Raw genomic sequence first — 21,711 nt, forward strand, 5'->3', positions numbered from 1 at the left:
TTCTGCTAATTGCCTGGCGTCGAGGCACTGCCTGCATCGGCAGGTGGTGCCTTCTGCACCTGCCAGATATTGGCGAGGATGCGGCCAGTGTAGGCACTTTCGACGGCGCTGAAGCGGCCCTCGCGCACGTCGGTGCGGATGGCAGCGATCGCCAGAGGGCGGACCAGTTCGATGAGCGGTTGCTGGGCTACAAGGAGTTGCTCGCGGCGCATCCGGCCCGCCTGGGGATCGGGCGCATCGAAGGTGGCGTCGATCTGGCGTTCCCAATCGCTCGCCCGCCAGTCCTTGCGATCCGAAGCTGGCAGGTTAAAAAAATGCCAGGGCGAGTCGCTGCGCCAGAAGCGATCCCCGACGCGGGGATCCGCTCCGAGCGTCTTGAGATCGACGACGGCGGCCTGCCACTGTCGGGTTTTTAAGATCCGGTTGCGCAGTGCCAGCTTCGGGAGAGGCCGAATCGTAGCGCTCAGCCCGACAGCTTTGAGTTGCTCGCCCACGCTATTTGCCAGCCGCAACTGGAGAGGATCGTCGCCGTTGACGACAAGTTCAAAGGCAGGTGGCTGACCCTGGCCCGGCTTGAAACCGGCGGCTACGAGTTGCGCTTTTGCCTGCTTGGGATCGAACTTTCCCTGGCCCGGTTCGCCGGTGGCAAAAAGCGCGTCCTGCACCAGTTGCCTGCGATCGATGGCAAGCGCCAGAGCGCGCCGAAGGGCGGTGCCGGCAACCCCGTCGCCTGCGGTAGCCGGTGGGTTGAGGTTGAAGGCCAGGTAGACGGGCGGTTCGGTGCCGCCATTGACCAGCACAAAGCGTCCTTTGCCCTGGGCCGCGCTCAAAGAGGCGTAATCTTCGCTCACCAGTCGGTAGGCGTCGCTGGTGCCTGAGCGAAAGCGCGTCAGGGCCGCAGCCCGGTCCGGCACGATTGCACAGGTAATTGCTGCCAGGTAAGGCCCTCCGGGCTGCCGCCAGTAGCGGGGGTTGGCGGTGAGCTGCAGGTTCTGGCCGGGCGTATAACGGCTTATCTGAAACGGGCCACTTACAGGCAGGCTGGTGGGATCGGTGTCGAGCCCCCAGGCGGCCAGCGGGTCGGTTCTATCCTTAAAGGCGTGCGCAGGCAGCACCGGCAGCGTCAGGTAGGCGGCAAAATCTGAATCTGCACGGGGCAGAACAAATTCGACGCTCTCATCATCGATGGCGCTCATCTTGAATTGAAGATCCAGACTTCTCTGGGCGCGGCGGTCCCGGTAGACGCGGCTGTAGCTAAAGACGACATCGGCAGAAGTGAGCGCTGCGCCGTCCGACCAGACCAGGCCCGGTCGCAGGTTCACCCGATAACGGCGTCCCCCTTCGAGTGTCTGAAAACCGGTTGCCAGGTCCGGCTGGAACTGGCCCTGCGCGTCCACCATGAGCAACCCGGCAAACAGCAGACCGCTCACCTCAAGAGCGCTGCCGGTGCGGGCGAGGGCCGGATTGAAGGTCGCCGGATCGCCGGTGAGCGTCAAAGCGAGAATCCCTCCGCTTACCGGTCGGGTCGAAAGGGGGATAGCAGAGCTGCAGCCCGCCAACAGCAGAGCGGCAGCGAGGGCGAGAAACGGTCGCATAACGAGGAAACTTATCACACTTCAAAACGTCGAAGCGATCAGCGCTCCGCCGGGTATCGCCTCGCGGACCTACAATGGCAGGTAATCCCGGATATTTGCAATGCTTGAGCCCCGCAGAAGTACTGTTCTTGCTCCCCACTCCCTGCAGGCCAGGGCGGTGCTGACCGGATCGCTGGTCGATATCGGCGGTACCATTCATGCCCAGATCGTCACCAGTTTGCTTGCGGGCCTGCTCGCCACTGCCGGCGGCATCAGCGTCGAGGCCAGCTTTGCTTTTTATTTGATCAATCTGGTAAGCGGCCTGTTCTTCACCGGGTTCGGGGGCTACACTGCCGCCCGCACTGCCCGCTACCAGCCGCTCCAGCACGCCCTTTTCACCGGGCTGATTTCGCTGGCGGTCTCAGTGGCTCTCACCATCGGCACCCCCGGTACCTTCGTACTCTCCTGGCCGGTGCTGCTCGGCTTGCTCTCGGTCGTACCGATTGCCCTTCTGGGCGGCTGGCTTGCCCAGGCAGAGCGCGAAGTTTAAAAGCCCGTATCGCCCGGTTGGGTACGCACGATGAGCTCCGCCTCCCGCTGGGCAGCTTCGAGCGCCTGGGCAGGGGTGCGCACGTGCTGCAGTGCCTGCTCGACCGCCTGACCGAGCGCATCGGAAATCTGGGGGTAGGTCGGGTCGAGGGGGCGGTTGTGCCCGTGGGGCAACTGGTCTAAAAACACCTGCAACTGGGGATTGCGCTTCAAGAATGCCCGGTAGGACGGGGAACGGGCTGCCTCGATCGTTACCGGCAGATAACCTGTGCCGGTGGCCCAGGCGCTTTGAAATTCGGTGCTGAGAATGTACTTTGCAAACTGCCAGCTCGCCTGCTCGCGCCGGGCACTGGTGCGCATCAAAAACAACTGCTCGCCGCCGATCGAAGTAGCGGCCACCGCCCCCTGGGGCAGGGGAAAGATGCCGTACGACATCTGGTTTTGCGCCAGCTCCCTGAGGGTCCAGGGACCGCTCACCTGCATCGCCACCCGCCCGGCAAAAAAATCGTCGAATAGATACCCTTGCTCCGGCTGCGAGAGGCTGGCGGCGGGCCGGCTCGGGTCTAAAAAGCGCTGCCAGTAGGTAAGGGCGGCCACACCGGCCCCTGAGGCGATCTGGGGCTTTCCCTGCTTGAGCAGCTCGCCCCCCGCTCCCCAGTACCAGGCGAGCCAGTTAAAGACCGTCCACTCGCCCTTACCCAGGGGCAGCCGAAAACCGTAGCGCTCCGGGCGACCGTCGCCATTTTGATCGACGGTGAGTTTGCGGGCCAGATCAAAAAAAGCTTCCCAGGTGCGCGGAAAAGTTTTGATCCCGGCAGCAGCGAAGAGCCGTTTGTTATAAAAAACCGCGAGGTTGTTGGTGTCGAAGGGCAAGGACCAGGTCTGGCCCCGGTAGCGGGTGGCCGGAAGCAAGTTTGGAAAGACCTGGCCCAGAACCGGTTCGCGGGCCAGGTAGGCGTCGAGGGGCACGATCGCGTCGGCTTTGACCAGCTGGCCGGTGAGGGTAGCGTTGTACCAGAGCAGGTCCGGCGGCGAGCCGCCGATCACCGCCGCCAGGATCTTCGGTATCTGCTGATCGGGCTGACCGGCATCGACTGCCCGCACATGGATATCCGGGTGCCGCCGGTTGAAGCGCTCGACGAGTCCTTCGAGCACGATCCGGTTGGCCTGGGGATTGGCCCCGTGCCAGAACACCAGCTCGATCGGGCCATCTGCAGGCGGCGCTTTTTGACAACCGGCCAGCAGCAGCCCCAGGGCTGTGAGCAGGAACACTCCCCGCTGCCGTCTCACCCGTTTAACTCGCGCTTAAAAAACTGCAGCGTCCGCTCCCAGGCATCCTGGGCGGCGGTCAGATTGTAGCGGTCCGTCCGCGCCGGGTTGACAAAGCCTGCCTTCACGTCCGGATAGACCTTAAAGTCGTAGGACTTGCCCGCTTTTTTGAGGGCCGCCTCCAGTTCGGACACTTTTGCTATCGCCGCCACCTCCTGACCGGCGTAGTTGCCGAGTACCGGTGCGTCCAGGTTGAGCACCCGGTCTAGCGGGTCGAGGTTGGCTCCATAAAAGACGGCGACGGCGGCGATGTCGGGGTTCTCGCTGGCGTAGGTGAGGGCCTTGCCCGCTCCCCAACCGAATCCCAGAATGCCGAGCTTGGATTGGGGTCCGACCAGCTTCTCAAGGTAGGCGTAGCCCAGATCCAGATCGCGCAGAAGCTGGGTATCGTTGATCTTTGCACTCGCCGCTGTCGGGTCCGCTCCGACAGCCGCCGTTCCTCCCAGCCGCGCATACGGATCGGGGGCGAGGGCCGCATAACCGGCTGTTGCCAGTTGGGCCACTGTCAGCTCGACAAAACTGCTCAGCCCCGATTCTTCTGCCACCACCAGCACCCCCGCGCGCGGATGCCCCACAGGCAGTGCCCGGTAAGCTTCGATCGCCCTGCCCTCACCGGCAAAGCGAATCAAACTCGCCTGCGGTGCCGGTGTCGCTGTCAGCCCGCGCTCAAGAACCGTCCAGAAGCTACCAGTTGCGATCAGATGTCTGAGAAAATTTCGCCGCTCCATCTCTCTTGCTGCCCTCACTGCCGCCTCTATTATCGGCCAGGCCGCCAATCAAAAATCTCGTAATAGTGATAATCGTTATCGTTTTATTCGTGCTTAAAAGCGCGGGTTATTAACCTTCGATTAACCTGCCCCCTTTACAATCAGCTGGGGTTGAAGCGAAGCGATCTGCAAAGACCGGAACGCGGGCCGGGATCGACCCTGGGCCACGGGTTTCTCAGAATAAACAGGCAGCTACACCTGGCCGCGACGAGGCAGGTAGTGAGTTGTTCTTGACAGTACATTTGCCAACTTAGGGAGAAGCACGATGAAACGTCTCAAGCAGCTGTGGAGCCTGGGGTTCCTGGCAGCGACTGTCAGTCTGGCAGCCACACTTGCAGCCGGACCGGTTCTTGCCGGTACCGACGACGACACCCAAAAGAATAATGTCGCCCCGGTGCTCGGCACCCCGCCATTTTCGGACAATCCGACCAACGCCAGTCCGACGGTGGGCCTGCGCATCTTCCCGCCCACCAACACGACGCTCATCAAGGGCCAGCGCTTCGATCTGCGCGTCGAGACCCAGGTGCCTTCCACCAACGGTGCGGCCCCTGTCCTCAAGAGCCTGACGATCAACGGCATCGAGGCGAGTGGTGCCTTTAATCGGCGAATCACAGCCCAGGGCCTGGGCCTTGAGAGCGGTACCCCCTCGGTGGCTGGTCTTTATGGAGCCTCGGTGCGCAACCTCGCTTTGCCGATAGCGGGAACTTACGTCGTCAAGGCTGTTGTGACCGTGGACGGCGTCGATTACACGATCTCCAACCAGTACACCGTCAGTCCGTTTTCTCTCAAGCCAGGGATCAAGCACGTCGTCTTCTTCCTGGGCGATGCGATGGGCCTGCCGATTCGCTCCGCCGCCCGGATTCAGGGCAAGGGCATCTTCGAGGGCCGGGCAAAGGGACGGCTGAACATGGACACGATGGACACCTACGGCCTGGTTTCCACCGCTTCGTTTGACAGCGTGATCACCGACTCTGCGCCGGGGATGACCAGCTACGTGAGCGGCATGAAGCAGTCCAACAATGCGCTCAACGTCTCGGTAGACAACACCCCTGAAAATAACCTCGACAACCCGCGCATCGAGACGCTCTGGGAATACATGAAGCGCAACTACGGTTGGGCGACCGGCGTCGTCTCCGACGCTTTTATCACCGATGCCACCCCAGCCGCCGAAGCAGGCCACAGTCGGGCCCGCTCGGCCCGCACGGCGATTGCCCAGCAGTTCCTCGATTACTACGTCGATAGTGCCCCGAGCGGTACTCCGGCCCAGCCTGCGACGGGCTATGTTGGCTTGAGCACCCTCACCCAGCCCCTCGATGTCATCCTCGGGGGTGGCGCGGTGGACTGGCTGCCGGTAAACGATCCGACCTTGAGCAGCTTCTATCAGTACGCTGCCGGCAAGGGGCGCGCCGACGGTCTCAACCTGTTTAGCGTTGCTACAAGCCTCGGCTACTCCGTCGTCAAAGACAAAAATGAGCTGGCCGCTGCCCCAAACAACAAGTCCATTCTGGGCATCTTCGTCGGCGATGTTCGTCCAGGTAACGCGCTGGGCCTCGACAGTATCCCCGGCGTGCTCGATCGGCTGGTGGCGCGCGGTCAGGCGACGATCGGCGGTCGCACGGCAAGCGATCCGTCCACTGGACTCAGTGTGGCCCCACCCGTCGGTACCGGTTGTGGAGCGACGGTCCAGACCTGCTTCGCCAACATTCCATCCAAGCCCGAACTGGTCGCCAAGGCGATCGACGTGCTCAACGCCAAAAACCCGAACGGTTGGGTGCTCCTCGTCGAGCAGTCGCAGACCGACAAACTCGCCCACCCCCTCGAATACGAGCGGGTTGTCTACGAGGCGCTCGAACTCGACAACACCCTCGGTTTCGTCCTCGACGGCCAGGCAAGCGACAACCAGACCCTGACGCTCGTGAGCGCCGACCACGCCCAGCCTGAGACGATTATCGGCATCACCGTACCCAGCGCCCTAGACGGCCTGCCCGGTTATTTCGGCAATCCGAGCGGGACGGACCCGATTACCCCCGGTGGCTGCTTCAGCAACACCCTCAGCAGCGACAGCACCAGCGGTGCCCTGACGCTCACGGTGAACGGCTCCGGCACCACCACCAAAGCCTGCGCCCTGCAGGATGCGATCGGGACTTTTAACGACGGCACCTTCCCCACCTACGTCGATGCCAACACCGACGGCTTCCCGGACGATCCGGATCCGACGGTGAAGCTGGTGCTCGACGACGGCGGTCGCCCGACCTACACCCAGGACTTTCTTACCAACCCGATTCCCCTCAGTCCGGGCGGAACCACTGCGGCGGTCCCCAACCCCAGCCGCGATCCGAACGGCCTGCTGCTCACCGGCAACATGCCGACGACGAACGTCTCGCCCATCAGCAAGAACGAGGGCAACATCGGCGTCGCTCCCCACTCCGGCGAAGATGTGGTGCTGAGCGCCAGCGGTCCGAACGCCTTCCTGTTCGGCGGCACCTACGAGAACACCGACGTGCTCGTGCGCATCGCCCAGGCCCTCTCCATCGGTACGACCAACTTCGGCAGCCGTCGTGCCCTGCTGCGCGACGCCAGCCCCAAGAATGCACCGGCGGTGAGTCCGGAGCAGCTCTTCAGCCGCTGGGAGAAAAAGTAGTGCGGGCGCACGGACTGGTGCTGGCGGGCCTGGGGCTGTTGCTGGCCCTGCCTGCCCAGGCTGAGACGGTCTACGGACGGGTCTTCGAGACGCTCCAGGGCAGTGTCTTCACCGGCGCAAAGGTGATCTTGCTGAGCAATCCGCCCCAGCAGACCACCACCGACGGCCAGGGGCAGTACTGGTTTCGGGATGTCAAACCGGGCGCTTACCTTGTCCGGCTTGTGATCGCAGGCCGGCCCGAGATCACCGGTCGGGTGATCGTCCATCGGGGTACGACAATCGCCCACCTTGATCTCAGCAAGATCGGTACCCCCGGCAGCGAGGACGAATACTGAGCGATGCAAGCGGACGCGGCGGGGCCAGTACTACCGGCCCCGCCGCTTTTTGTTGGTCGAGGTAGCTAAAACGGGATGTCGTCGTTGTCGGGCTCCGCCACCACCGGCGGTCGCTGGGCAGGACGGGAGGCGGGGCGCGCCGCAGCAGGAGTGCCGTTGGTAACAGCAACTGGAGCGGGGCTGGCAGAACCTACGCTCGCGCCGGTTGCACCCGCGTAGATTCGGCGGGCGACCAGTTCGGTCACTTTTTCTTTGGTGCCGTCGGGCTTGTTGCGCGTCTCCGCCTGCAGCCGGCCCTCGATAATCACACCATCGCCGTGATGGAAATTTTTGCTCACTTCCTCCGCCAGATTGCCGAAGGCAATAGCCCGAATCTGGTAGTCCGCTTCCTCGGGACGGCCCGCGCTGAAACTGACGATGACAGACAGGCAGGCAAGCCCGTCCTGGGTGAAGCGCAGTTCCGGCTCAGACTGGAGGGTTCCCATCAAAGCAATGGCGTTCATCTGATTACTCCTCTTCTCGAACAGTGAGAAACTGGATCACTTCTTCGCTGATGCGAAAGGACTTTTTCAGTTCTTCTACTGCCGCCGCTGGGGCAGTGTAGTTCATCTGAATATAGATGCCCTCTTTGCACTTTTTGAGTTCGTAGGCCAGCCGGCGCTTGCCCCGGTGCTGCGTCTCGATCTCGGTGACGCCCTGATCGTTCAGGATCGTCTGGTAGCGCGCAATTGTCTGGTCGATCGTCTCCTCCGGCAGATCGGGGCGGAGGATGTACATGGTCTCGTAGCGTCTGGACATTTTGATCGCTCCTTACGGTCAATAGTGGCTCCCCACCTTCTGGGGAGCAAGGAACACTTTCATCACGGTAACAAAAAGCGGTCTGTGCCGCGAGAGCAGCCTGCTTAAAAGCTGGTACCGTGAGTGAGAACATTTTTTGATCGGCCTCCATGAATTTATCGCTTATCCTCGATCGCCAGGTCCAGCTTCGCCCCGATGCACCGGCATTTTTAAGCGCTGAAAAGTCCCTCAGCTTTATCGAACTGGCGCGCGCAAGCGCCGCTGTGGCGGGTGGTCTGGCCGGTTTGGGAGTGATGTCCGGCGATCGTGTGGCGGTGATGCTGCCGAATGTGCTGCCCTTCCCGATCGCTGCCTTTGCGATCTGGCGGCTGGGGGCACAACTGGTGCCGGTCAACCCGCTTTTTAAGCCCCAGGAGGTCCGCCACCTGCTCGTCGATAGCGGAGCGCGGGTGCTCATCGTCCTTGAACAACTGCTGCCTGCTTTAGGCGAACTGGTGGCCGAGTTGGGCGTGCAGGTGGTGAGCGTCGGCGGTGAGAGCGGTACACCGTTTATCCATCTTTTTGCTGCGCCGCCTCTGGCAGAGCCCGCCGCCATCCAGCCCGAGGACGTGGTGGCGGTTCTTTATACCAGCGGCACTACCGGCAGGCCCAAAGGCGCAATGCTCACCAGCCGCAACCTCGATTACGACTCCGAGGCGTGTGCCCTTACCCTCGAAATTTCCCCGGCGGACCGGCTGTACCTGGTATTGCCGCTATTTCACGCCTACGGAATGACCATCGGTCTACTCGTCTGTACCCGCAACGGCGGCAGCGTGTTCTTAGAGCCGCGCTTTGCGCCGCTCCTGGCGCTGCAGCACCTCAAGCAATTCGATTGCAGCGTGTTTTTGGGTGTGCCCGCCCTGTTTGCCGCCCTTTTAGGCGCAGAGGGCAGCTCACTGCAGGCGCTGCGCTTTTGCATCAGCGGCGGCGCGCCGCTGCCGGTATCGCTGCTGACCGCCTTTGAAGCCAAATTCCAGACGGTCATCCTCGAAGGGGACGGGCCGACCGAGTGCTCGCCGGTCACCGCCGTCAACCCTCTGCGGGGCGTGCGCAAGACCGGCTCGATCGGCCTGCCTCTGGCAGGTCAGCAGATGGCGATCCGCGACCCGGAGACAGGAGCGTTTTTGCCCGACGGCGAGGTGGGTGAAATCCTCGTGCGCGGTCCGAACGTCTTCAAGGGCTATCTCAACCTGCCCGAGGAGACTGCCGGCGTTTTCTTCGAGGACTGGTTGCGCACGGGGGATCTGGGCTACCGCGACAGCGACGGGTACTTCTACATCGTCGATCGCCTCAAGGACCTGATTATCGTCGCCGGGCTCAACGTCTATGCCCGCGAAGTAGAAGAAGTACTGCAGGCCCATCCCCAGGTGCGGATGGCCGCCGTCGTGGGCGAGTTCGACGAGTTGCGCGGCGAGGTGGTCCACGCCTTTGTCGAAGCCGTCGGCGATCAAGACTTTCCCGATGCCCAGGAGATCATCCGCTACTGCCGCGAACGGCTCGCCGATTACAAGTGCCCCCGGCGGGTAACGGTGCTCGCTGAGTTGCCGCGCTCGACCACCGGCAAAATTCTCAAGCGCGTCCTCAAAGAAGGCTTCAAGGGCCACCCGGCTACCTGATCCTACCGCTCCACACTGTCTATTAATAAACTCCGATTTCTTTACCTAGAATCTGGCCAATCAGTCGTGCGCGTCGCTGCTGGCGGCGTGTGGGAGTCACCAGGAGACAGCGATGGGCGAAGAGCAAGAGTATTTTTCCGATGACTACGCACCCGGCGAAGAAGAGGAGTCCTACGACGGGGATGGCGAGCAAGTCGCCGATGCCAGCGGCGACGAGGAGCCGTTGGAAGCATCTGAATCAGAGTACGCTCTGGCCGACCAACAGGGCACAGAAGAATACGATTCCGGTTCTGAAGGAGAGTTCTTCGATAGTCCGCTCACCTTTTTGCCGGACGGTGAGCAGGACAGCGACAATCCGGACGACAGCTACGGGCTTTTGACCACCTTCGATAGCGATCAAGACGACAATGGCTCTTCGTTATTGAATACCTTCGATCCGCAGACCGACGAAGGTTTCGGTAGCGCTGAGCACCCCGAAGACCAGCCCTTTAACTTGAGCCCAGCCGAGGAAGAGAATGGGTCAGAGCGAGCACCGGGCTTCAGCGAGACCCGCGACGCGGACGGCAATATCACGATCACCGGCACCGACGGCGACGACAACCTGCGCGTCAGCCAGCACACGAGCACGATCGACCTGGGCTCGATCAACCTCTTCGGCAGCGAGATCGACCTCGGTCAGATCAGCATGGTAGACGGCGTAACTGTTACCGACGGCGAAGGGCGCAGCCGCGACTACCTGGGCGACGCGGCCAACCGTCTGTCGATCCACGGCGGCGACGGCGACGACAACCTCCAAGTCGATGCCAACGTGCGCAACAACATCGGCCTTTTCGGCGATGGCGGCAACGACGTGCTCACCGGCGGTGCAGGCGACGATGTCATAAAAGGCGGCGACGGCAACGACACGATCGCCGGTGGAGCCGGGCGCGACTACATCGAAGGCAACGCCGGGGATGACAACATCTATGGCAACGAGGGCAACGACATCATCTACGGTGGCCGGGGCAACGACAACCTCAACGGCAACGAAGGGGACGACTACCTCGAAGGGGGCAAAGGCGACGATTTTGTTACCGGCAACGAGGGCAACGACACGGTCTCCGGCGGTCGCGGCAACGATGAACTCTGGGGAGCCGAAGGCAACGACGTGATCTACACCGGCGAGGGCAACGACCGCGCCTTCGGTTCGGCGGGCGACGATCGGATCTACGCCGGAGCGGACGACGAAGTAGATGGCGGTGCCGGTACCAACGATATTCAGCGCATCGAATTTGGCGGCGATCTCGGCACCCGGCTCAACTTCGATCGCAACGTCGATGTCGATGGTGACGCCGTTACCGACCGCCCACTTACCGACGAAGAGTACGACGAATTTCGTGACCGCGTCGAAGATGACATCGACCAGCACCGCTCCTCGCCCATGGGCCAGCAGATGCTGCGCGACTACGATGCGAGCGGCCACGACGTCACCTTCCGCCGCATCGACAACGACAACGGCTACGCCGACTGGGCCAACCGCCTCAACCCCAGTGCGCCGCAGCCCATCCTCGGGCCGAACGGCGAACTTGGCACCGGCCAGGATGTGACAATTGGCTACAACCCCAGCTTCGCCCCGATCCTCTCCGGCAAAGAAGAAACCCCCAACGAGGTGCTGCACCACGAGATGTCCCACGGCTGGGACATGCTGCGGGGAATGCTCCAGCGCGGCACTTACACGGGCAGCGACGAGGCGCAACCGGTGCCCAACTCCGAACGCCAGGCAGTGGGTTTACCTCACACCGGACCGGCCTTCGACAACGACCTCAACCCCTCCACGCCGCCCCAGAACGGCAACCCGGACTACGCCACCGAGCGCGGTTACAGTCAGGAATTGGGCCGCAGCCTGCGGCCCAGCTACAGCGGCAGCTTCGAGGCGAACGGCCCCGGTCCTAGCCGCTAGTTGCCAATAGCAGGCGGTCAGGACTGAGCGGAGGAAGCTGGCCGCCTGCTGTCTGTTTCAGGAGAAACCTTCGATGCGATCGTTCTGCTTCAGCAGCATCGCCGCCCTGCTCACCCTTTGCTGCAGCCCGGCGATGAGTCATTCCAAGCCATTCAGGAGTTTTCAGATGAACGAACAAGCCCTTGCTCCGAAGCTGGATCTACAGCTGAGTGTCCGCAAGGAGGGCAATCAGGTGGTGCTGGGCTACCACTTTACCAACGGCGACGAGCAGCCGGTCGTGCTCGTCAACTTCGTCGCCGAGGCAGGGCTGACCCCTGAGACGGACCTGCAACCGGTCTACGTCGAGCCACAAGCAAAGGGACTGGTGACGGTGAGCCAGCGTGCCCTCGAAGAACCGCAACCGCCCCTCTCGATTCGGCCCCTGCACAGCTACCTGCTGGTTCCAGCCGCAAAAAGCCACGATGTCGAGTTGCGCCTCGCCCTGCCGCTGGCGCGCCGCGCTCCCCGGCTGGGCGAGGTGGCCAGAGCGATTTCGCCTGCTCCCACCCGCCTGCAGCTGTGTCTGGGAACGGTTCCCCTCGCTGCGCTTGGAACGGGCCTTGCCCAGCAACTGGTCGCCGGTGAGCTGAAGATCGCCCCCATCAGCCCTACCCTCGCCCAAAAACAGCACCGCGTCTGCAGCAACACGGTGGCCATCGATTAACGCCGACAGAAGCGCTTGCTTTCGAGATGTTATCCTCTGGCAAGAAAAAGCGTTTGGGAGCGGGTCCATGCAGGTTGCAAGAGCGTTGGTGCCGGTGCTGGCCGGTTTGCTCGCAGGCGGTGCAGTCTCTGCCGCACCAGTGCCGGTCGCTGGGCAGGTCAAAGAGGTGGCGGAGCGGCTGACGGGGATCATGGCGACGACGCAGCAGTCGCTCGCCGATCCCAAGCGGCCAGACGTGCGGATGACGACCTGTGGGGTGAGCCTGAGTGGCGCTGCTCCGTCGGCGATCTATCTCTACCAGGAGCAGGCGATGTCGAAGGAACTGGGGGATCCCTATCGGCAGCGCCTGCTGCGCATCGCCCCCAGCCCGGATGGCCAGGCGGTCGAATCGGCGGGCTTCAAACTGGTCGATCAAAAGGCTTTCAGCGGTTTTTGCAACAAACCTCCTGCCGAGCGGCTCGTGCCCCAGGCCGCCCTCGATACTGCCCCTACCTGTGTGGTGCTTATCCAGCCAGAAGGAGAGAACTATCGAGGCAAAACCCCCGGCGACGGTTGTCCGACCAGAGTGCGGGGAGCCGAGCGGATCACCAACGAGATCGTGCTCTACAAAGACGGCATGGATACCCAGGATCGCGGTTTCGATGCCCAGGGCCATCAAGTCTGGGGGGCAAAAGAACAGCCCTACCAGTTCCGGAGGCTCACTCCCTGAACCAATCAGAAAGAACGCAGCGCAAGCCGCTCTCTATACTGGATACTGAAACGACCTGTCTTTGAGGACACGGCCTATGGTTTCCGAGCACAACAGCCTCCCACAGGACAGCGCCAACGGCAGTCCTGCCCCAGGCTCGGAGGAGCAAAAAGCGTCGGTCCAGCAGCGCATCGACCAGGCAATCCACGAGGCGGCCCGCAAACTTGAGCAGACGGCTGAGCAGTTCGAGCGCATCGGCTCCCAGGGCAGCCGCGCCAGCGAATATTCGCAAAAAGTGGCTTCCCAGCTTCGGTCTGGAGCGCGCCTTCTTGAGGGCACCCAGACGGAGAGCCTGCTGGATGAGACCCGCACCCTGGTACGCCGCCACCCGATGGCCAGCCTGGGCGTTGCCTTTGGCGTGGGCTTCGTCGTCGCCCGGCTGCTCAGGCGCTAGGAGGCAGCCGTGCAAAGACCCGCCGAGCCGAGCCTCAAAGAACTGATCGCCGAACTGGTGGGCCAGTTCGAGCGGCTGGTTGCCCAACATATCCAGCTGGCGCGCCAGGAGTTGACCGCCGATGGCCAGAGGCTCGCTTTCTGGGCCGGTGGGGCAGTGCTCGGGCTCCTGCTGCTGGTGCTCGGGCTGGCCTTCGTCGGCGTCGCTCTGCTCGTCTGTCTACAGCTGGTGCTGCCGGTGTGGGCAGCAGCGATCGCCGTCGCTTCGCTATTTTTGCTGAGCGGTGCTGTAATTGCCAGTGGCTCGCTGCGCAACCTCAGGCGCAACACCGCAGGCAGAGCCCTCGAAGAAGCCCAGGAGACGATTACATGGCTGACACGCAGGAAATAAGCGTCGTGACCAACGGCAAACTCGCGGCAACGCCGGCAGACGAGCTGCCCCTGAGTGAAGCGGATCTGCAGCGCACCCGCGAGCGCATCGCCCAGACTGCCACCCAGATCGAGAAGCGGGTCAAAGAAGACCTCAACTGGCGCACCTGGGTGGGCCGCTACCCCCTCACGGCGGTGGGTCTGGCAGCAGCAGCCGGGGCTCTCGTCGCCATGGGCCTGCCCGATCGCCGCAACAAAAATCGAACTGGCGAAGCGGCGATCGTCCGGGAGGCAAGCAAAAATTCGCTGCTTGCCACCGTCGTCTCGACGGTGGCCACGATCGCCCTGCGCGAAGGGATCAAAGTCGTCTCCGAGCGCCTGCTGGGCGAATCGAACCGCGAAAAGAATTAGCGGGCCGCTGCTTCGAGGGCGGCGATCTCGAACTTGTAGACTTCGATTACCGGGTTGGCGAGCATCTGGTCGCAGAGGCGATCGATCTGCCGCCGCGCCTCGGCATCGTCGGTGGCCTCCAGCTCCAGTTCGATGTATTTGCCTATACGAACGTTGGAAACGCCGGTGTATCCCAGCTGCTGCAGCCCCGAACGCACAGCGACGCCAGCAGGATCGAGAACGGAGGGCCGCAGCGTCACTCGAATCGTTGCTTTGTAGTACATATCCCACCTGCCTTGCCTGGCTGCCAGGCCGATCTTATCGCAACTTGATACTGCGCAGATATACTGCTTTGAGCAGCGGGAGGAAGTAGCGATGGTAGCAGATCTGGCGGCAATTGTTCTGGCGGCGGGCAGGGGCACGCGAATGCGCTCGTCCCTGCCGAAGGTGCTCCATACCCTTTCAGGCCGAACGATCCTCGAGCGGGTGCTGGCCAACTTAGAAGCGCTGGCGATCGAGCGCTGCTACGTCGTCGTCGGCTATGGCGGCGAACAGATCGAAGCGCACCTGGGATCGCAGTCTCAGGTTCACTTTGTCGAGCAGGCTGAGCAGCGGGGAACGGGCCATGCCGTGCAGCAGGTGCTGCCGTATCTAGCAGGCTTCGGCGGTCAGGTGCTAATCCTCAACGGCGATGCGCCCCTGCTGCGCCCCGAGACGCTGCGGGCCCTGGTCGAGGTCCAGCGCGCCAGTGGTGCTGAGGCGACGATCCTCACAGCCCGGCTGGCAGATCCGACAGGCTATGGCCGCGTGTTCTTGGGCGACGACGGCTGCGTGCAGCGGGTGGTCGAGCACCGCGACTGCAGCGACTTCGAGCGCCGCAATCCGCTCATCAACGCCGGCATCTACTGCTACAGCTGGCCCCACCTGGCGGCGGTGCTGCCCGACCTGCGCCCCGAGAACGACCAGGCGGAATTGTATCTGCCTGACACGCTTGCTCTGCTCGCCCAGGTGCGGGCTTTTGAGGTTGGCGACGCTCAGGAAGTCTTTGGGATCAACGACCGCGTTCAGCTCGCTGAAGCGGGCCGCATTCTCAACGAGCGCACCCTGGCGCGGCTGATGCGTGCCGGAGTGACGATCGTCGATCCGGCGAGTGTGACCATCGACGAGACCGTCGAAGTGGCCCCGGACGCAGTGATCGAGCCGCAGTCCCATCTAAGAGGTAGAACCCGCGTCGCCGCCGGTTGCCGGATTGGCCCCGGCAGTCTGCTGGAGGATGCCGTCATCGAAGCCGGCGCAGAAATCTTCTATTCGATCGTGCGCGGCTCACAGGTGGGGCCGGGCACGAGCGTCGGGCCTTACGCCCACCTGCGCGCCGCCAGCGAAGTAGGCGCGCACTGCCGGATCGGCAACTTCGTCGAGATCAAAAATACTACCGTCGGTGCCCACACCAACGCCGCTCACCTGAGCTACCTGGGCGATGCCAGCGTGGGTGAACGGGTGAATTTTGGGGGCGGGACGGTTATTGCCAACTACGACGGGCGCGACAAGCACCGCACCGAGATCGCGGACGGCGTGGGTACCGGAGCCAACTCGGTGCTGGTTGCTCCCCTCAAGCTCGGTCCCGGCGTCTACGTCGCCGCTGGTTCTACGGTCACCGAAGATGTGGCCGCCGGAATGGTGATCGCCCGCCCTCGCCAGCAGGTCAAGCCCGACTGGCAGCCCAGATGGCAACGCGACACCTAATCGAGCAGCTTCGCCAGATCCCAGCTTTCAAGTTGACCAAGACCGGGCTCGTAGGTCAGATCGTACTTGAGGGGGGTGATCGCGATGTAGCCCTCGCGCACCGCTACCACGTCGCTGTCCGCTGCCTCCGCCGACTCGATCACCTCGCCGGCCAGCCAGTAGTAGGTAGCTCCGCGCGGATCGGTGCGCTCGATGAACTGATCGCGGTAGCGGCGCATCCCGAGCCTGCAGACCCGGCTCCCTAAAATCTCGCTCTCCGGCAGCGCCGGCACGTTCACGTTCAATAAAAATGTCTCGGCGAGAGGCCGCAGCGAAAGGGCGCGCACCAGGCGGCAGACAAAGCGGGCGGCGGGCAGAAAATCGAGGTGGCTGCGCCCTGCCAGCGAGACAGCGATGCTCGGCAAACCTTCGATCGCCCCTTCCATCGCCGCCGAAACGGTGCCCGAATAGAGCACGTCTGAGCCAAGATTGGGCCCCCGGTTGATCCCTGAGATCACCAGATCGGGCTTCTCGCCAAGGAGAGCGTCGAGCCCGAGCTTTACTGAGTCCGAAGGCGTTCCGTTTACGGCCCAGGCGGCCAGACCGGGCGCAAAAAGATCGCCGAAGGGCTCAGCGCGCAGCGGTTTGTGCATGGTGAGGGCGTGACCGGTGGCGGAGCGCTCGCGGTCCGGACAGACCACCGTCACTGCATGTCCCGCCTCAAAAAGGGTATTGGCCAGGATGCGGATGCCCTGGGCGAGAATACCGTCGTCGTTGCTGACAAGGATTCGCATGGGTCCATTATTTCATCTCGCTCATTGCGCCGCTGGAAGCCCGTCTACTAAAACGCCTTAACCTGTTCTTAATCAAATACCGTTACCCTGGTGGCGCTCAGTGTTTACGACTGTGCTGGCAACAGACATTCCCCAGATAAAAGGTTAACGAATCCATGCAGACCCACAAATGGACCCGCAGGGCTTTCGGCGCGGTGATTGCAGCGGCGGCACTCGCCTCACCTTTGATGACGCAGATGGCGCTTGCCCTCACTCTCAGTGGGGCCGGTGCCACCTTCCCGCAGCCCCTCTACGAAAAGTGGTTCTTTGAGTACAACAAAAAAAATCCGGACGTCAAGATCAGCTACCAGGGCATCGGTAGCGGCGGTGGGATCAACCAGTTCACCAACAAGACCGTCGATTTTGGCGCTTCCGACGCGGCGATGAACGACGAGCAACTGCAAAAGGCGGGCGGTGCCCAAAAAGTGCTGATGCTGCCGCTCACCGCCGGGGCCGTCGCCGTCACCTACAACCTGCCGGGTGTCAAATCTGGTCTCAAACTCACCCGCCTGGCCCTGGTCAACATCTTCCTGGGTAAGATCACCAAGTGGAACGATCCGGCGATCGCCTCGGTCAACCGCGATGTCAAGCTGCCGGATCTGCCGGTGGCCGTGGTGCGGCGCTCCGACGGTTCCGGCACAACGTTTATCTTCACCAACCACCTCTCGGCGATTAAAGGCTCCGATTGGGGCGACAAAGTGGGCAAGGGCACCTCGGTCAACTGGCCCACCGGCATCGGTGCCAAGGGCAACCAGGGTATCTCCGCCCAGGTGCAGCAGACGCCCGGTGCGATCGGTTACGTCGAGTACGCCTACGCCACCGAGAACAACCTGCCGGTCGCCGCTGTCGAAAACCGCGAGGGCAAGTTCGTCCTGCCCTCGGTGCCCGCTACCAAGGCGGCCCTCGATGGTACCAAGTACCCCGAAAACTTCCGCGTCTTTATCGAAGATCCCGACGGTCCCGCTTCCTATCCGATCGTTGGTCTCACCTGGCTATTGGTCTATAAGGACAATGCCGACAAGTCGAAGGCTGCCGAGATTGGCAAGTTCGTCGACTGGGCACTTACCGAGGGCCAGCAGTACGTCGAGCCCCTCAAGTACACGCCGCTTCCTCCCGCCCTCGCGGAGCGGGTGAAGAAGGCCGCCGACCAGATCAAGTAACCAATCGGTTACGATCGCTACCGTCATCCAGTCAGGGAGTTTATGCAGACACAACCGACCAGTCAAATCCCCCTCGCCCAGGATCTCAAATCCGGCGGTGGAACGTTCCAGGCCGATACCCTTGCCCGTGGGCTTTTTCAGGTAGCGGCTCTGGCGGTGGTGGGCACTCTTATCTGGATGACGGTGGTGATCGCCATCAACGCGATGCCCGCCATCTCTAAATTTGGCCTCCAATTTCTGGTCAACACGACCTGGGATCCGGTTTCAGAAGAATTTGGTGGCCTGAGCTTCGTCTTCGGCACGATCGCCAGCTCCCTCGTCGCCATGCTTCTGGCGGTGCCCGTCGGTCTTGGGATCGCTATTTTTTTGACCGAAGACTTTCTACCGGAGGGGCTGCTCACCCCGATCGCCTTCATGGTCGAGCTGCTTGCGGCGATCCCGAGCGTCGTCTATGGCCTCTGGGGCATCTTTGTCATGGTGCCTGTGATTCGGGTGGTCGAGACGTTTCTCAACCAGTACTTTGGCTGGATCAAAGTCGGTGACAAGTCGATCTTCGGCACGCCCTACGGCCCTGGCCTGCTCACCGCCGGGGTGCTTCTGGCGATTATGATCTTGCCTACGATCGCTTCGATCAGCCGCGACGTCCTCAAGGCGATCCCCCGCAGCCTGCGCAACGCCTCGCTTGCCCTCGGGGCGACCCGCTGGGAGACGATCTTCAGAGTCATGTTGCCGGCGGCCTCCTCGGGGGTTGTCGGTGCCTGCGTGCTGGGTCTGGGCCGGGCCCTGGGCGAGACGATGGCGGTGACGATGGTGATTGGCAACACGCCGCAGATCGACTGGTCGATCTTTGCTCCTGCCTACACGATCTCAGCCCTGCTCGCCAACGAATTTGCCGAGGCCAACACGCCTGTACACATTGGTTCGCTGTTTTTTGCCGGGCTGCTGCTTTTTATCGTGACGCTGCTGGTCAACATCTTCGCCGAACTGTTCGTGCGCAAAGTTTCGCTGGAGCGCCAGTAAATTTCCATGACAGCTACAGCTTCTTCCAGACCCGCGTCGGACGATCTCACCCAGCCGCTTGAGGTTGGGCGTTCGCTTTTTAATAGCGGCATGACGGTCCTCTCGGCGATCTTCACGCTGCTTGCGATCGTCCCGCTTTTTTCGGTGCTCATCTACGTGCTCATCCAGGGCTTTTCTTCCCTGAGCCCGGCTATCTTCACCGCACTGCCGGCCCCCGCCGGCAGCCCCGGCGGCGGGTTCGGCAACGCGATCGAGGGTACGCTGCTCATGGTCGGGATCGCCACTTTAATAAGCGTTCCCTTCGGTGTGCTCTCGGGCATTTATCTTTCGGAGTACGCCCGCGACGCCGGAGGGCTCATCCAGGCGATTCGCTTCGGGGTCAACGTTCTGGCAGGCGTGCCGTCGATCATCATCGGCGTCTTCGCCTACGGCGTCGTGGTGCTGTCCACCAAGACCTTCTCGGCCTACGCCGGCGGTTTTGCCCTGGCAATCTTGATGCTGCCGATCATCGTGCGCACCACCGAGGAGGCGCTCAAGCTGGTTCCCTGGGAGTTGCGCCTGGGCTCGCTCGGGCTGGGAGCCAACCGCTTCAATACGATCGCTCGCGTGATTGTCCCGGCGGCTCTGCCGGGGATCGTCACCGGTGTGATGCTCTCGGTCTCGCGGGCCGCCGGTGAGACGGCCCCGCTGCTATTTACGGCTCTTTTTAGCCAGTACTGGGTAGAAAAGCCTGGGCAGCCCACAGCGTCGCTGGCGGTGCTTATCTTCAACTACGCAACTACCCCTTACAGAGATCTGCAGCAAAAGGCGTGGGGAGCTTCCCTGTTGCTGCTCATCCTGGTGCTCATCATCAGCATCACCGCCCGCTTTGTCTTCCGGCGTCGTTTTTAAGTTCACCAAGGACTCAGTGTTTATGAACAGCGACCAACTGCAAGCAGATCCTACCGGCACCAGAGTCGGTATCGCCTACAAAGTCCGCAACATGGCCTTCTTCTACGGGGGCGTTAAAAAGGCTCTCGACAACATCAACGTCGATCTCGCTTCCAGGGCGGTGACGGCGATCATCGGCCCTTCCGGCTGCGGCAAATCTACGTTTCTCAAGTCGCTCAACCGCATCGCCGAAGCGGAGACCAAGGTGCGCATCGACGGCCAGATCGAGCTATTCGGTCAGAATATCTACGATCCGGTCGTCAACCTCACCAGGCTGCGCCGCCGGGTCGGCATGGTCTTCCAGCGGCCCAACCCCTTTCCGATGTCGATCTTCGACAACATTGCCTACGGGCCCCGCGTCTTCGGAATGAAGGGCAACCTCGCTGAAATCGTTGAATCGAGTCTCAAAAAGGCCGCCCTCTGGAACGAAGTCAAGGACAACCTCAAAAAATCGGCCCTGGGCCTCTCCGGCGGCCAGCAGCAGCGGCTGTGTATTGCCCGCTCGCTGGCAGTCAACCCCGACGTGCTGTTGATGGACGAGCCCTGCTCGGCCCTCGACCCGATCGCCACCCTGCGCATCGAAGAATTGATCGAGTCGCTGCGCGAGCAGCTCACGATCATCATCGTCACCCACAACATGCAGCAGGCTGGTCGCTGTTCGCAGTACACCCTGTTTTTTAATACCGACGAGAGCCGTATCGGCCAGCTGGTCGAAGCCGGGCCGACCCGCGATATTTTCTTCTCACCCAAGGACAAGCGCACCGAAGATTACATCACCGGTCGCTTTGGCTAGGGGCACGCGGATGGGCCAGCTCACAAATGCGGCGCAGACCCTGGGGTGCCAGGGGCCGGTGGTTTAGCGCCGCAGCCGCACTGCGGTGGCCCACGAGCACCTGCACGATCTGAGCGTCTGCGCCGCCAGCGAGCAGGTGGGCTATGTAACTGTTGCGCAGCAGCTGGGGCGAGAGGCCGTAGTGGCCCAACCGCTCCTGTAGGGCACGGGTACTGAGGGGGCTTCCCCGCTGCGAGAGAAAAAGTGTGTCCCAGCGGCACTTCCCCAGCAACGCGGGGCGAGCAAGGCGCACGTAGTTGCTCAAGGCTCTATAAAAGGGCGCATCGAGGGGGATCGTCCGCGCACCGACCCGCCAGAGGGCAGCGGCAAAATCGAGATCTCCCAGGCGGCTACCGGCTACCTCCGCCAGTTGCAGACCGCCGGCGTAACAGGCCAGCACCACTGCCCGATCTCGTAGACCGATGCGATCCCCCGGCAGTCCGGCGAGCACCTGGGCAATCTGCTCCGGTTGCAACTTCTCAGGCAGCACAGCCACTGTCCCAGCTAGGTCAGAACCTTGTGGGTATGGGAGTGCTGCTTGATATTGTCGCTGTCGCTCACCGTGCGCTCAGCCCCCAGGATACGACGGAAGGCGGGATCGTACTGGAGCTTGAAGGCACCTTCTTCAGCGCTGCAGACCGTACCGGACGGCACCAGCCGCAGATGGGGCTTGGCCTTGTAGGTGCGGGTGGCAGCCTTGACGCGTGTGGCAAAATCGCGGCAGGCGTAGCTGTCACTGCCAAAGATATCTGCAGGGAGGAGCGGATGTTCGCCGTCCAGCACCTCGCCCAGGGTCGCAGCGTAGATCTTCTCAAAGGATGTCCGGATGCCCCGCCCCATCGCCTCAAGAGCCGTAGCGGGGATCGGTTCGGCAATGCGCACCGGATCGGTTTTGCCGTCGGCATTTTTCTGGTAGCAAAGGGCAACGCCTACCACGACGTAGTCCAGGCCGTTGATCTCAGACAGTTGCTGAATGTGGCTCACAGGTCGCCTCGCTGCGGGTCGGGTGCGAACAGGTCGAGTC

General features: G+C 62.4%; 24 protein-coding genes. 15 read left to right on the forward strand and 9 right to left on the reverse strand.

Translation table 11 applies throughout. The annotated features are described in order from the left end of the window. Window positions 1-5 precede the first annotated feature (5 nt). Window positions 6-1,595 carry an ABC transporter substrate-binding protein gene (locus tag GKIL_RS01160; RefSeq protein ID WP_023171499.1) on the reverse strand — a complete coding sequence of 530 codons (1,590 nt, stop codon included), beginning with the start codon at window positions 1,593-1,595 and terminating at the stop codon, window positions 6-8. A gap of 100 nt (window positions 1,596-1,695) precedes the next feature. Between GKIL_RS01160 and GKIL_RS25135 the strand changes: the two genes are divergently transcribed. Next, the gene (locus GKIL_RS25135) at window positions 1,696-2,124 is read left to right on the forward strand and encodes a hypothetical protein (RefSeq protein ID WP_023171500.1); all 429 of its coding nucleotides are present in this window, start codon (window positions 1,696-1,698) and stop codon (window positions 2,122-2,124) included. On the opposite strand, the gene GKIL_RS01170 is transcribed toward GKIL_RS25135, so the two are convergent. Together GKIL_RS01170 and GKIL_RS01175 are read right to left on the reverse strand one after the other, a co-directional pair. Then, entirely contained in the window at window positions 2,121-3,395 is a 1,275-nt protein-coding gene (locus GKIL_RS01170) for an ABC transporter substrate-binding protein (protein WP_245595890.1), read from the reverse strand. The two genes, GKIL_RS25135 and GKIL_RS01170, sit on opposite strands and share 4 nt — an antisense overlap. 14 nt (window positions 3,396-3,409) lie before the next feature. Next, window positions 3,410-4,180 (reverse strand): dienelactone hydrolase family protein, encoded by a 771-nt coding sequence (locus GKIL_RS01175; RefSeq protein WP_023171502.1) that lies wholly within the window; start codon window positions 4,178-4,180, stop codon window positions 3,410-3,412. A 304-nt stretch (window positions 4,181-4,484) separates the two neighbouring features. Here GKIL_RS01175 and GKIL_RS22060 point away from each other — a divergent pair, with 304 nt between their 5' ends. Together GKIL_RS22060 and GKIL_RS01185 are read left to right on the forward strand one after the other, a co-directional pair. Next, entirely contained in the window at window positions 4,485-6,860 is a 2,376-nt protein-coding gene (locus GKIL_RS22060) for an alkaline phosphatase (protein ID WP_023171503.1), read from the forward strand. Further along, window positions 6,860-7,195, forward strand: coding sequence for a carboxypeptidase-like regulatory domain-containing protein (locus GKIL_RS01185; protein WP_023171504.1), 336 nt, complete (start codon window positions 6,860-6,862; stop codon window positions 7,193-7,195). Before GKIL_RS22060 ends, GKIL_RS01185 begins: the two co-directional genes overlap by 1 nt. 65 nt (window positions 7,196-7,260) lie before the next feature. Here GKIL_RS01185 and GKIL_RS01190 read toward each other — a convergent pair whose 3' ends face one another. Beyond that, entirely contained in the window at window positions 7,261-7,698 is a 438-nt protein-coding gene (locus tag GKIL_RS01190) for a single-stranded DNA-binding protein (protein WP_023171505.1), read from the reverse strand. A 4-nt stretch (window positions 7,699-7,702) separates the two neighbouring features. Next, the gene (gene rpsF / locus GKIL_RS01195; RefSeq protein ID WP_023171506.1) at window positions 7,703-7,993 is read right to left on the reverse strand and encodes a 30S ribosomal protein S6; all 291 of its coding nucleotides are present in this window, start codon (window positions 7,991-7,993) and stop codon (window positions 7,703-7,705) included. A gap of 149 nt (window positions 7,994-8,142) precedes the next feature. Here rpsF and GKIL_RS01200 point away from each other — a divergent pair, with 149 nt between their 5' ends. The 7 genes from GKIL_RS01200 to GKIL_RS01230 all read left to right on the forward strand — a co-directional run bounded on the left by GKIL_RS01200 (window position 8,143) and on the right by GKIL_RS01230 (window position 14,211). After that, window positions 8,143-9,648, forward strand: a complete 1,506-nt coding sequence (locus GKIL_RS01200; protein ID WP_023171507.1) for a long-chain-fatty-acid--CoA ligase — start codon at window positions 8,143-8,145, stop codon at window positions 9,646-9,648. A gap of 112 nt (window positions 9,649-9,760) precedes the next feature. Next, on the forward strand, window positions 9,761-11,587 hold the full coding sequence (locus tag GKIL_RS01205; RefSeq protein WP_023171508.1) for a M91 family zinc metallopeptidase: 1,827 nt from the start codon (window positions 9,761-9,763) through the stop codon (window positions 11,585-11,587). A gap of 166 nt (window positions 11,588-11,753) precedes the next feature. Further along, window positions 11,754-12,290 carry a hypothetical protein gene (locus GKIL_RS01210; RefSeq protein ID WP_041243642.1) on the forward strand — a complete coding sequence of 179 codons (537 nt, stop codon included), beginning with the start codon at window positions 11,754-11,756 and terminating at the stop codon, window positions 12,288-12,290. Window positions 12,291-12,357: 67 nt separating this feature from the next. Beyond that, complete coding sequence (locus tag GKIL_RS01215; RefSeq protein ID WP_023171511.1) at window positions 12,358-12,999, forward strand: chromophore lyase CpcT/CpeT; 642 nt, start codon at window positions 12,358-12,360, stop codon at window positions 12,997-12,999. 76 nt (window positions 13,000-13,075) lie between these two features. Next, window positions 13,076-13,432, forward strand: a complete 357-nt coding sequence (locus tag GKIL_RS01220) for an ElaB/YgaM/YqjD family protein (RefSeq protein WP_023171512.1) — start codon at window positions 13,076-13,078, stop codon at window positions 13,430-13,432. A 9-nt stretch (window positions 13,433-13,441) separates the two neighbouring features. Then, on the forward strand, window positions 13,442-13,822 hold the full coding sequence (locus GKIL_RS01225) for a phage holin family protein (protein WP_023171513.1): 381 nt from the start codon (window positions 13,442-13,444) through the stop codon (window positions 13,820-13,822). Further along, window positions 13,801-14,211 carry a hypothetical protein gene (locus GKIL_RS01230; protein ID WP_023171514.1) on the forward strand — a complete coding sequence of 137 codons (411 nt, stop codon included), beginning with the start codon at window positions 13,801-13,803 and terminating at the stop codon, window positions 14,209-14,211. Before GKIL_RS01225 ends, GKIL_RS01230 begins: the two co-directional genes overlap by 22 nt. Here the strand turns inward: GKIL_RS01230 and purS are convergent. Next, a complete protein-coding gene (purS, locus tag GKIL_RS01235; RefSeq protein WP_023171515.1) occupies window positions 14,208-14,474 on the reverse strand; it encodes a phosphoribosylformylglycinamidine synthase subunit PurS in 267 nt (88 codons plus the stop codon). The genes GKIL_RS01230 and purS overlap by 4 nt on opposite strands. A gap of 91 nt (window positions 14,475-14,565) precedes the next feature. Here purS and glmU point away from each other — a divergent pair, with 91 nt between their 5' ends. Further along, entirely contained in the window at window positions 14,566-15,933 is a 1,368-nt protein-coding gene (gene glmU, locus GKIL_RS01240; protein WP_023171516.1) for a bifunctional UDP-N-acetylglucosamine diphosphorylase/glucosamine-1-phosphate N-acetyltransferase GlmU, read from the forward strand. On the opposite strand, the gene surE is transcribed toward glmU, so the two are convergent. Continuing rightward, complete coding sequence (surE, locus tag GKIL_RS01245; RefSeq protein WP_023171517.1) at window positions 15,930-16,706, reverse strand: 5'/3'-nucleotidase SurE; 777 nt, start codon at window positions 16,704-16,706, stop codon at window positions 15,930-15,932. The genes glmU and surE overlap by 4 nt on opposite strands. Before the next feature lie 155 nt (window positions 16,707-16,861). On the opposite strand from surE, the gene pstS reads away from it, so the two are divergent. Genes pstS through pstB form a run of 4 tightly spaced genes read left to right on the forward strand, consistent with a single transcriptional unit; the run spans window position 16,862 to window position 20,648 of the window. After that, window positions 16,862-17,905 (forward strand): phosphate ABC transporter substrate-binding protein PstS, encoded by a 1,044-nt coding sequence (gene pstS, locus GKIL_RS01250; RefSeq protein ID WP_023171518.1) that lies wholly within the window; start codon window positions 16,862-16,864, stop codon window positions 17,903-17,905. Between the two features lie 42 nt (window positions 17,906-17,947). After that, window positions 17,948-18,925, forward strand: coding sequence for a phosphate ABC transporter permease subunit PstC (gene pstC, locus GKIL_RS01255; protein ID WP_023171519.1), 978 nt, complete (start codon window positions 17,948-17,950; stop codon window positions 18,923-18,925). 6 nt (window positions 18,926-18,931) lie between these two features. Then, window positions 18,932-19,816 carry a phosphate ABC transporter permease PstA gene (pstA, locus tag GKIL_RS01260; protein WP_023171520.1) on the forward strand — a complete coding sequence of 295 codons (885 nt, stop codon included), beginning with the start codon at window positions 18,932-18,934 and terminating at the stop codon, window positions 19,814-19,816. A 22-nt stretch (window positions 19,817-19,838) separates the two neighbouring features. After that, complete coding sequence (gene pstB / locus GKIL_RS01265) at window positions 19,839-20,648, forward strand: phosphate ABC transporter ATP-binding protein PstB (protein ID WP_023171522.1); 810 nt, start codon at window positions 19,839-19,841, stop codon at window positions 20,646-20,648. Here pstB and GKIL_RS01270 read toward each other — a convergent pair. Both GKIL_RS01270 and GKIL_RS01275 read right to left on the reverse strand, forming a co-directional pair. Continuing rightward, window positions 20,629-21,183, reverse strand: coding sequence for a tyrosine-type recombinase/integrase (locus GKIL_RS01270; RefSeq protein WP_051382578.1), 555 nt, complete (start codon window positions 21,181-21,183; stop codon window positions 20,629-20,631). The two genes, pstB and GKIL_RS01270, sit on opposite strands and share 20 nt — an antisense overlap. An 8-nt stretch (window positions 21,184-21,191) precedes the next feature. Further along, window positions 21,192-21,671, reverse strand: a complete 480-nt coding sequence (locus GKIL_RS01275) for a hypothetical protein (RefSeq protein ID WP_023171523.1) — start codon at window positions 21,669-21,671, stop codon at window positions 21,192-21,194. Window positions 21,672-21,711: the final 40 nt, after the last annotated feature.

Origin of the sequence: Gloeobacter kilaueensis JS1 (assembly GCF_000484535.1) — a bacterium.
In the GTDB taxonomy this organism is placed as follows: domain Bacteria; phylum Cyanobacteriota; class Cyanobacteriia; order Gloeobacterales; family Gloeobacteraceae; genus Gloeobacter; species Gloeobacter kilaueensis.

Bases quoted from the DNA above. Each gene is read 5' to 3' on its own strand.
- GKIL_RS01160 (WP_023171499.1), bottom strand. From the start codon at position 1,595: ATGCGACCGTTTCTCGCCCTCGCTGCCGCTCTGCTGTTGGCGGGCTGC.
- GKIL_RS25135 (WP_023171500.1), top strand. From the start codon at position 1,696: ATGCTTGAGCCCCGCAGAAGTACTGTTCTTGCTCCCCACTCCCTGCAG.
- GKIL_RS01175 (WP_023171502.1), bottom strand. From the start codon at position 4,180: ATGGAGCGGCGAAATTTTCTCAGACATCTGATCGCAACTGGTAGCTTC.
- GKIL_RS22060 (WP_023171503.1), top strand. From the start codon at position 4,485: ATGAAACGTCTCAAGCAGCTGTGGAGCCTGGGGTTCCTGGCAGCGACT.
- GKIL_RS01190 (WP_023171505.1), bottom strand. From the start codon at position 7,698: ATGAACGCCATTGCTTTGATGGGAACCCTCCAGTCTGAGCCGGAACTG.
- rpsF (WP_023171506.1), bottom strand. From the start codon at position 7,993: ATGTCCAGACGCTACGAGACCATGTACATCCTCCGCCCCGATCTGCCG.
- GKIL_RS01200 (WP_023171507.1), top strand. From the start codon at position 8,143: ATGAATTTATCGCTTATCCTCGATCGCCAGGTCCAGCTTCGCCCCGAT.
- GKIL_RS01205 (WP_023171508.1), top strand. From the start codon at position 9,761: ATGGGCGAAGAGCAAGAGTATTTTTCCGATGACTACGCACCCGGCGAA.
- GKIL_RS01210 (WP_041243642.1), top strand. From the start codon at position 11,754: ATGAACGAACAAGCCCTTGCTCCGAAGCTGGATCTACAGCTGAGTGTC.
- GKIL_RS01215 (WP_023171511.1), top strand. From the start codon at position 12,358: ATGCAGGTTGCAAGAGCGTTGGTGCCGGTGCTGGCCGGTTTGCTCGCA.
- GKIL_RS01220 (WP_023171512.1), top strand. From the start codon at position 13,076: ATGGTTTCCGAGCACAACAGCCTCCCACAGGACAGCGCCAACGGCAGT.
- GKIL_RS01230 (WP_023171514.1), top strand. From the start codon at position 13,801: ATGGCTGACACGCAGGAAATAAGCGTCGTGACCAACGGCAAACTCGCG.
- purS (WP_023171515.1), bottom strand. From the start codon at position 14,474: ATGTACTACAAAGCAACGATTCGAGTGACGCTGCGGCCCTCCGTTCTC.
- glmU (WP_023171516.1), top strand. From the start codon at position 14,566: ATGGTAGCAGATCTGGCGGCAATTGTTCTGGCGGCGGGCAGGGGCACG.
- surE (WP_023171517.1), bottom strand. From the start codon at position 16,706: ATGCGAATCCTTGTCAGCAACGACGACGGTATTCTCGCCCAGGGCATC.
- pstS (WP_023171518.1), top strand. From the start codon at position 16,862: ATGCAGACCCACAAATGGACCCGCAGGGCTTTCGGCGCGGTGATTGCA.
- pstC (WP_023171519.1), top strand. From the start codon at position 17,948: ATGCAGACACAACCGACCAGTCAAATCCCCCTCGCCCAGGATCTCAAA.
- pstA (WP_023171520.1), top strand. From the start codon at position 18,932: ATGACAGCTACAGCTTCTTCCAGACCCGCGTCGGACGATCTCACCCAG.
- pstB (WP_023171522.1), top strand. From the start codon at position 19,839: ATGAACAGCGACCAACTGCAAGCAGATCCTACCGGCACCAGAGTCGGT.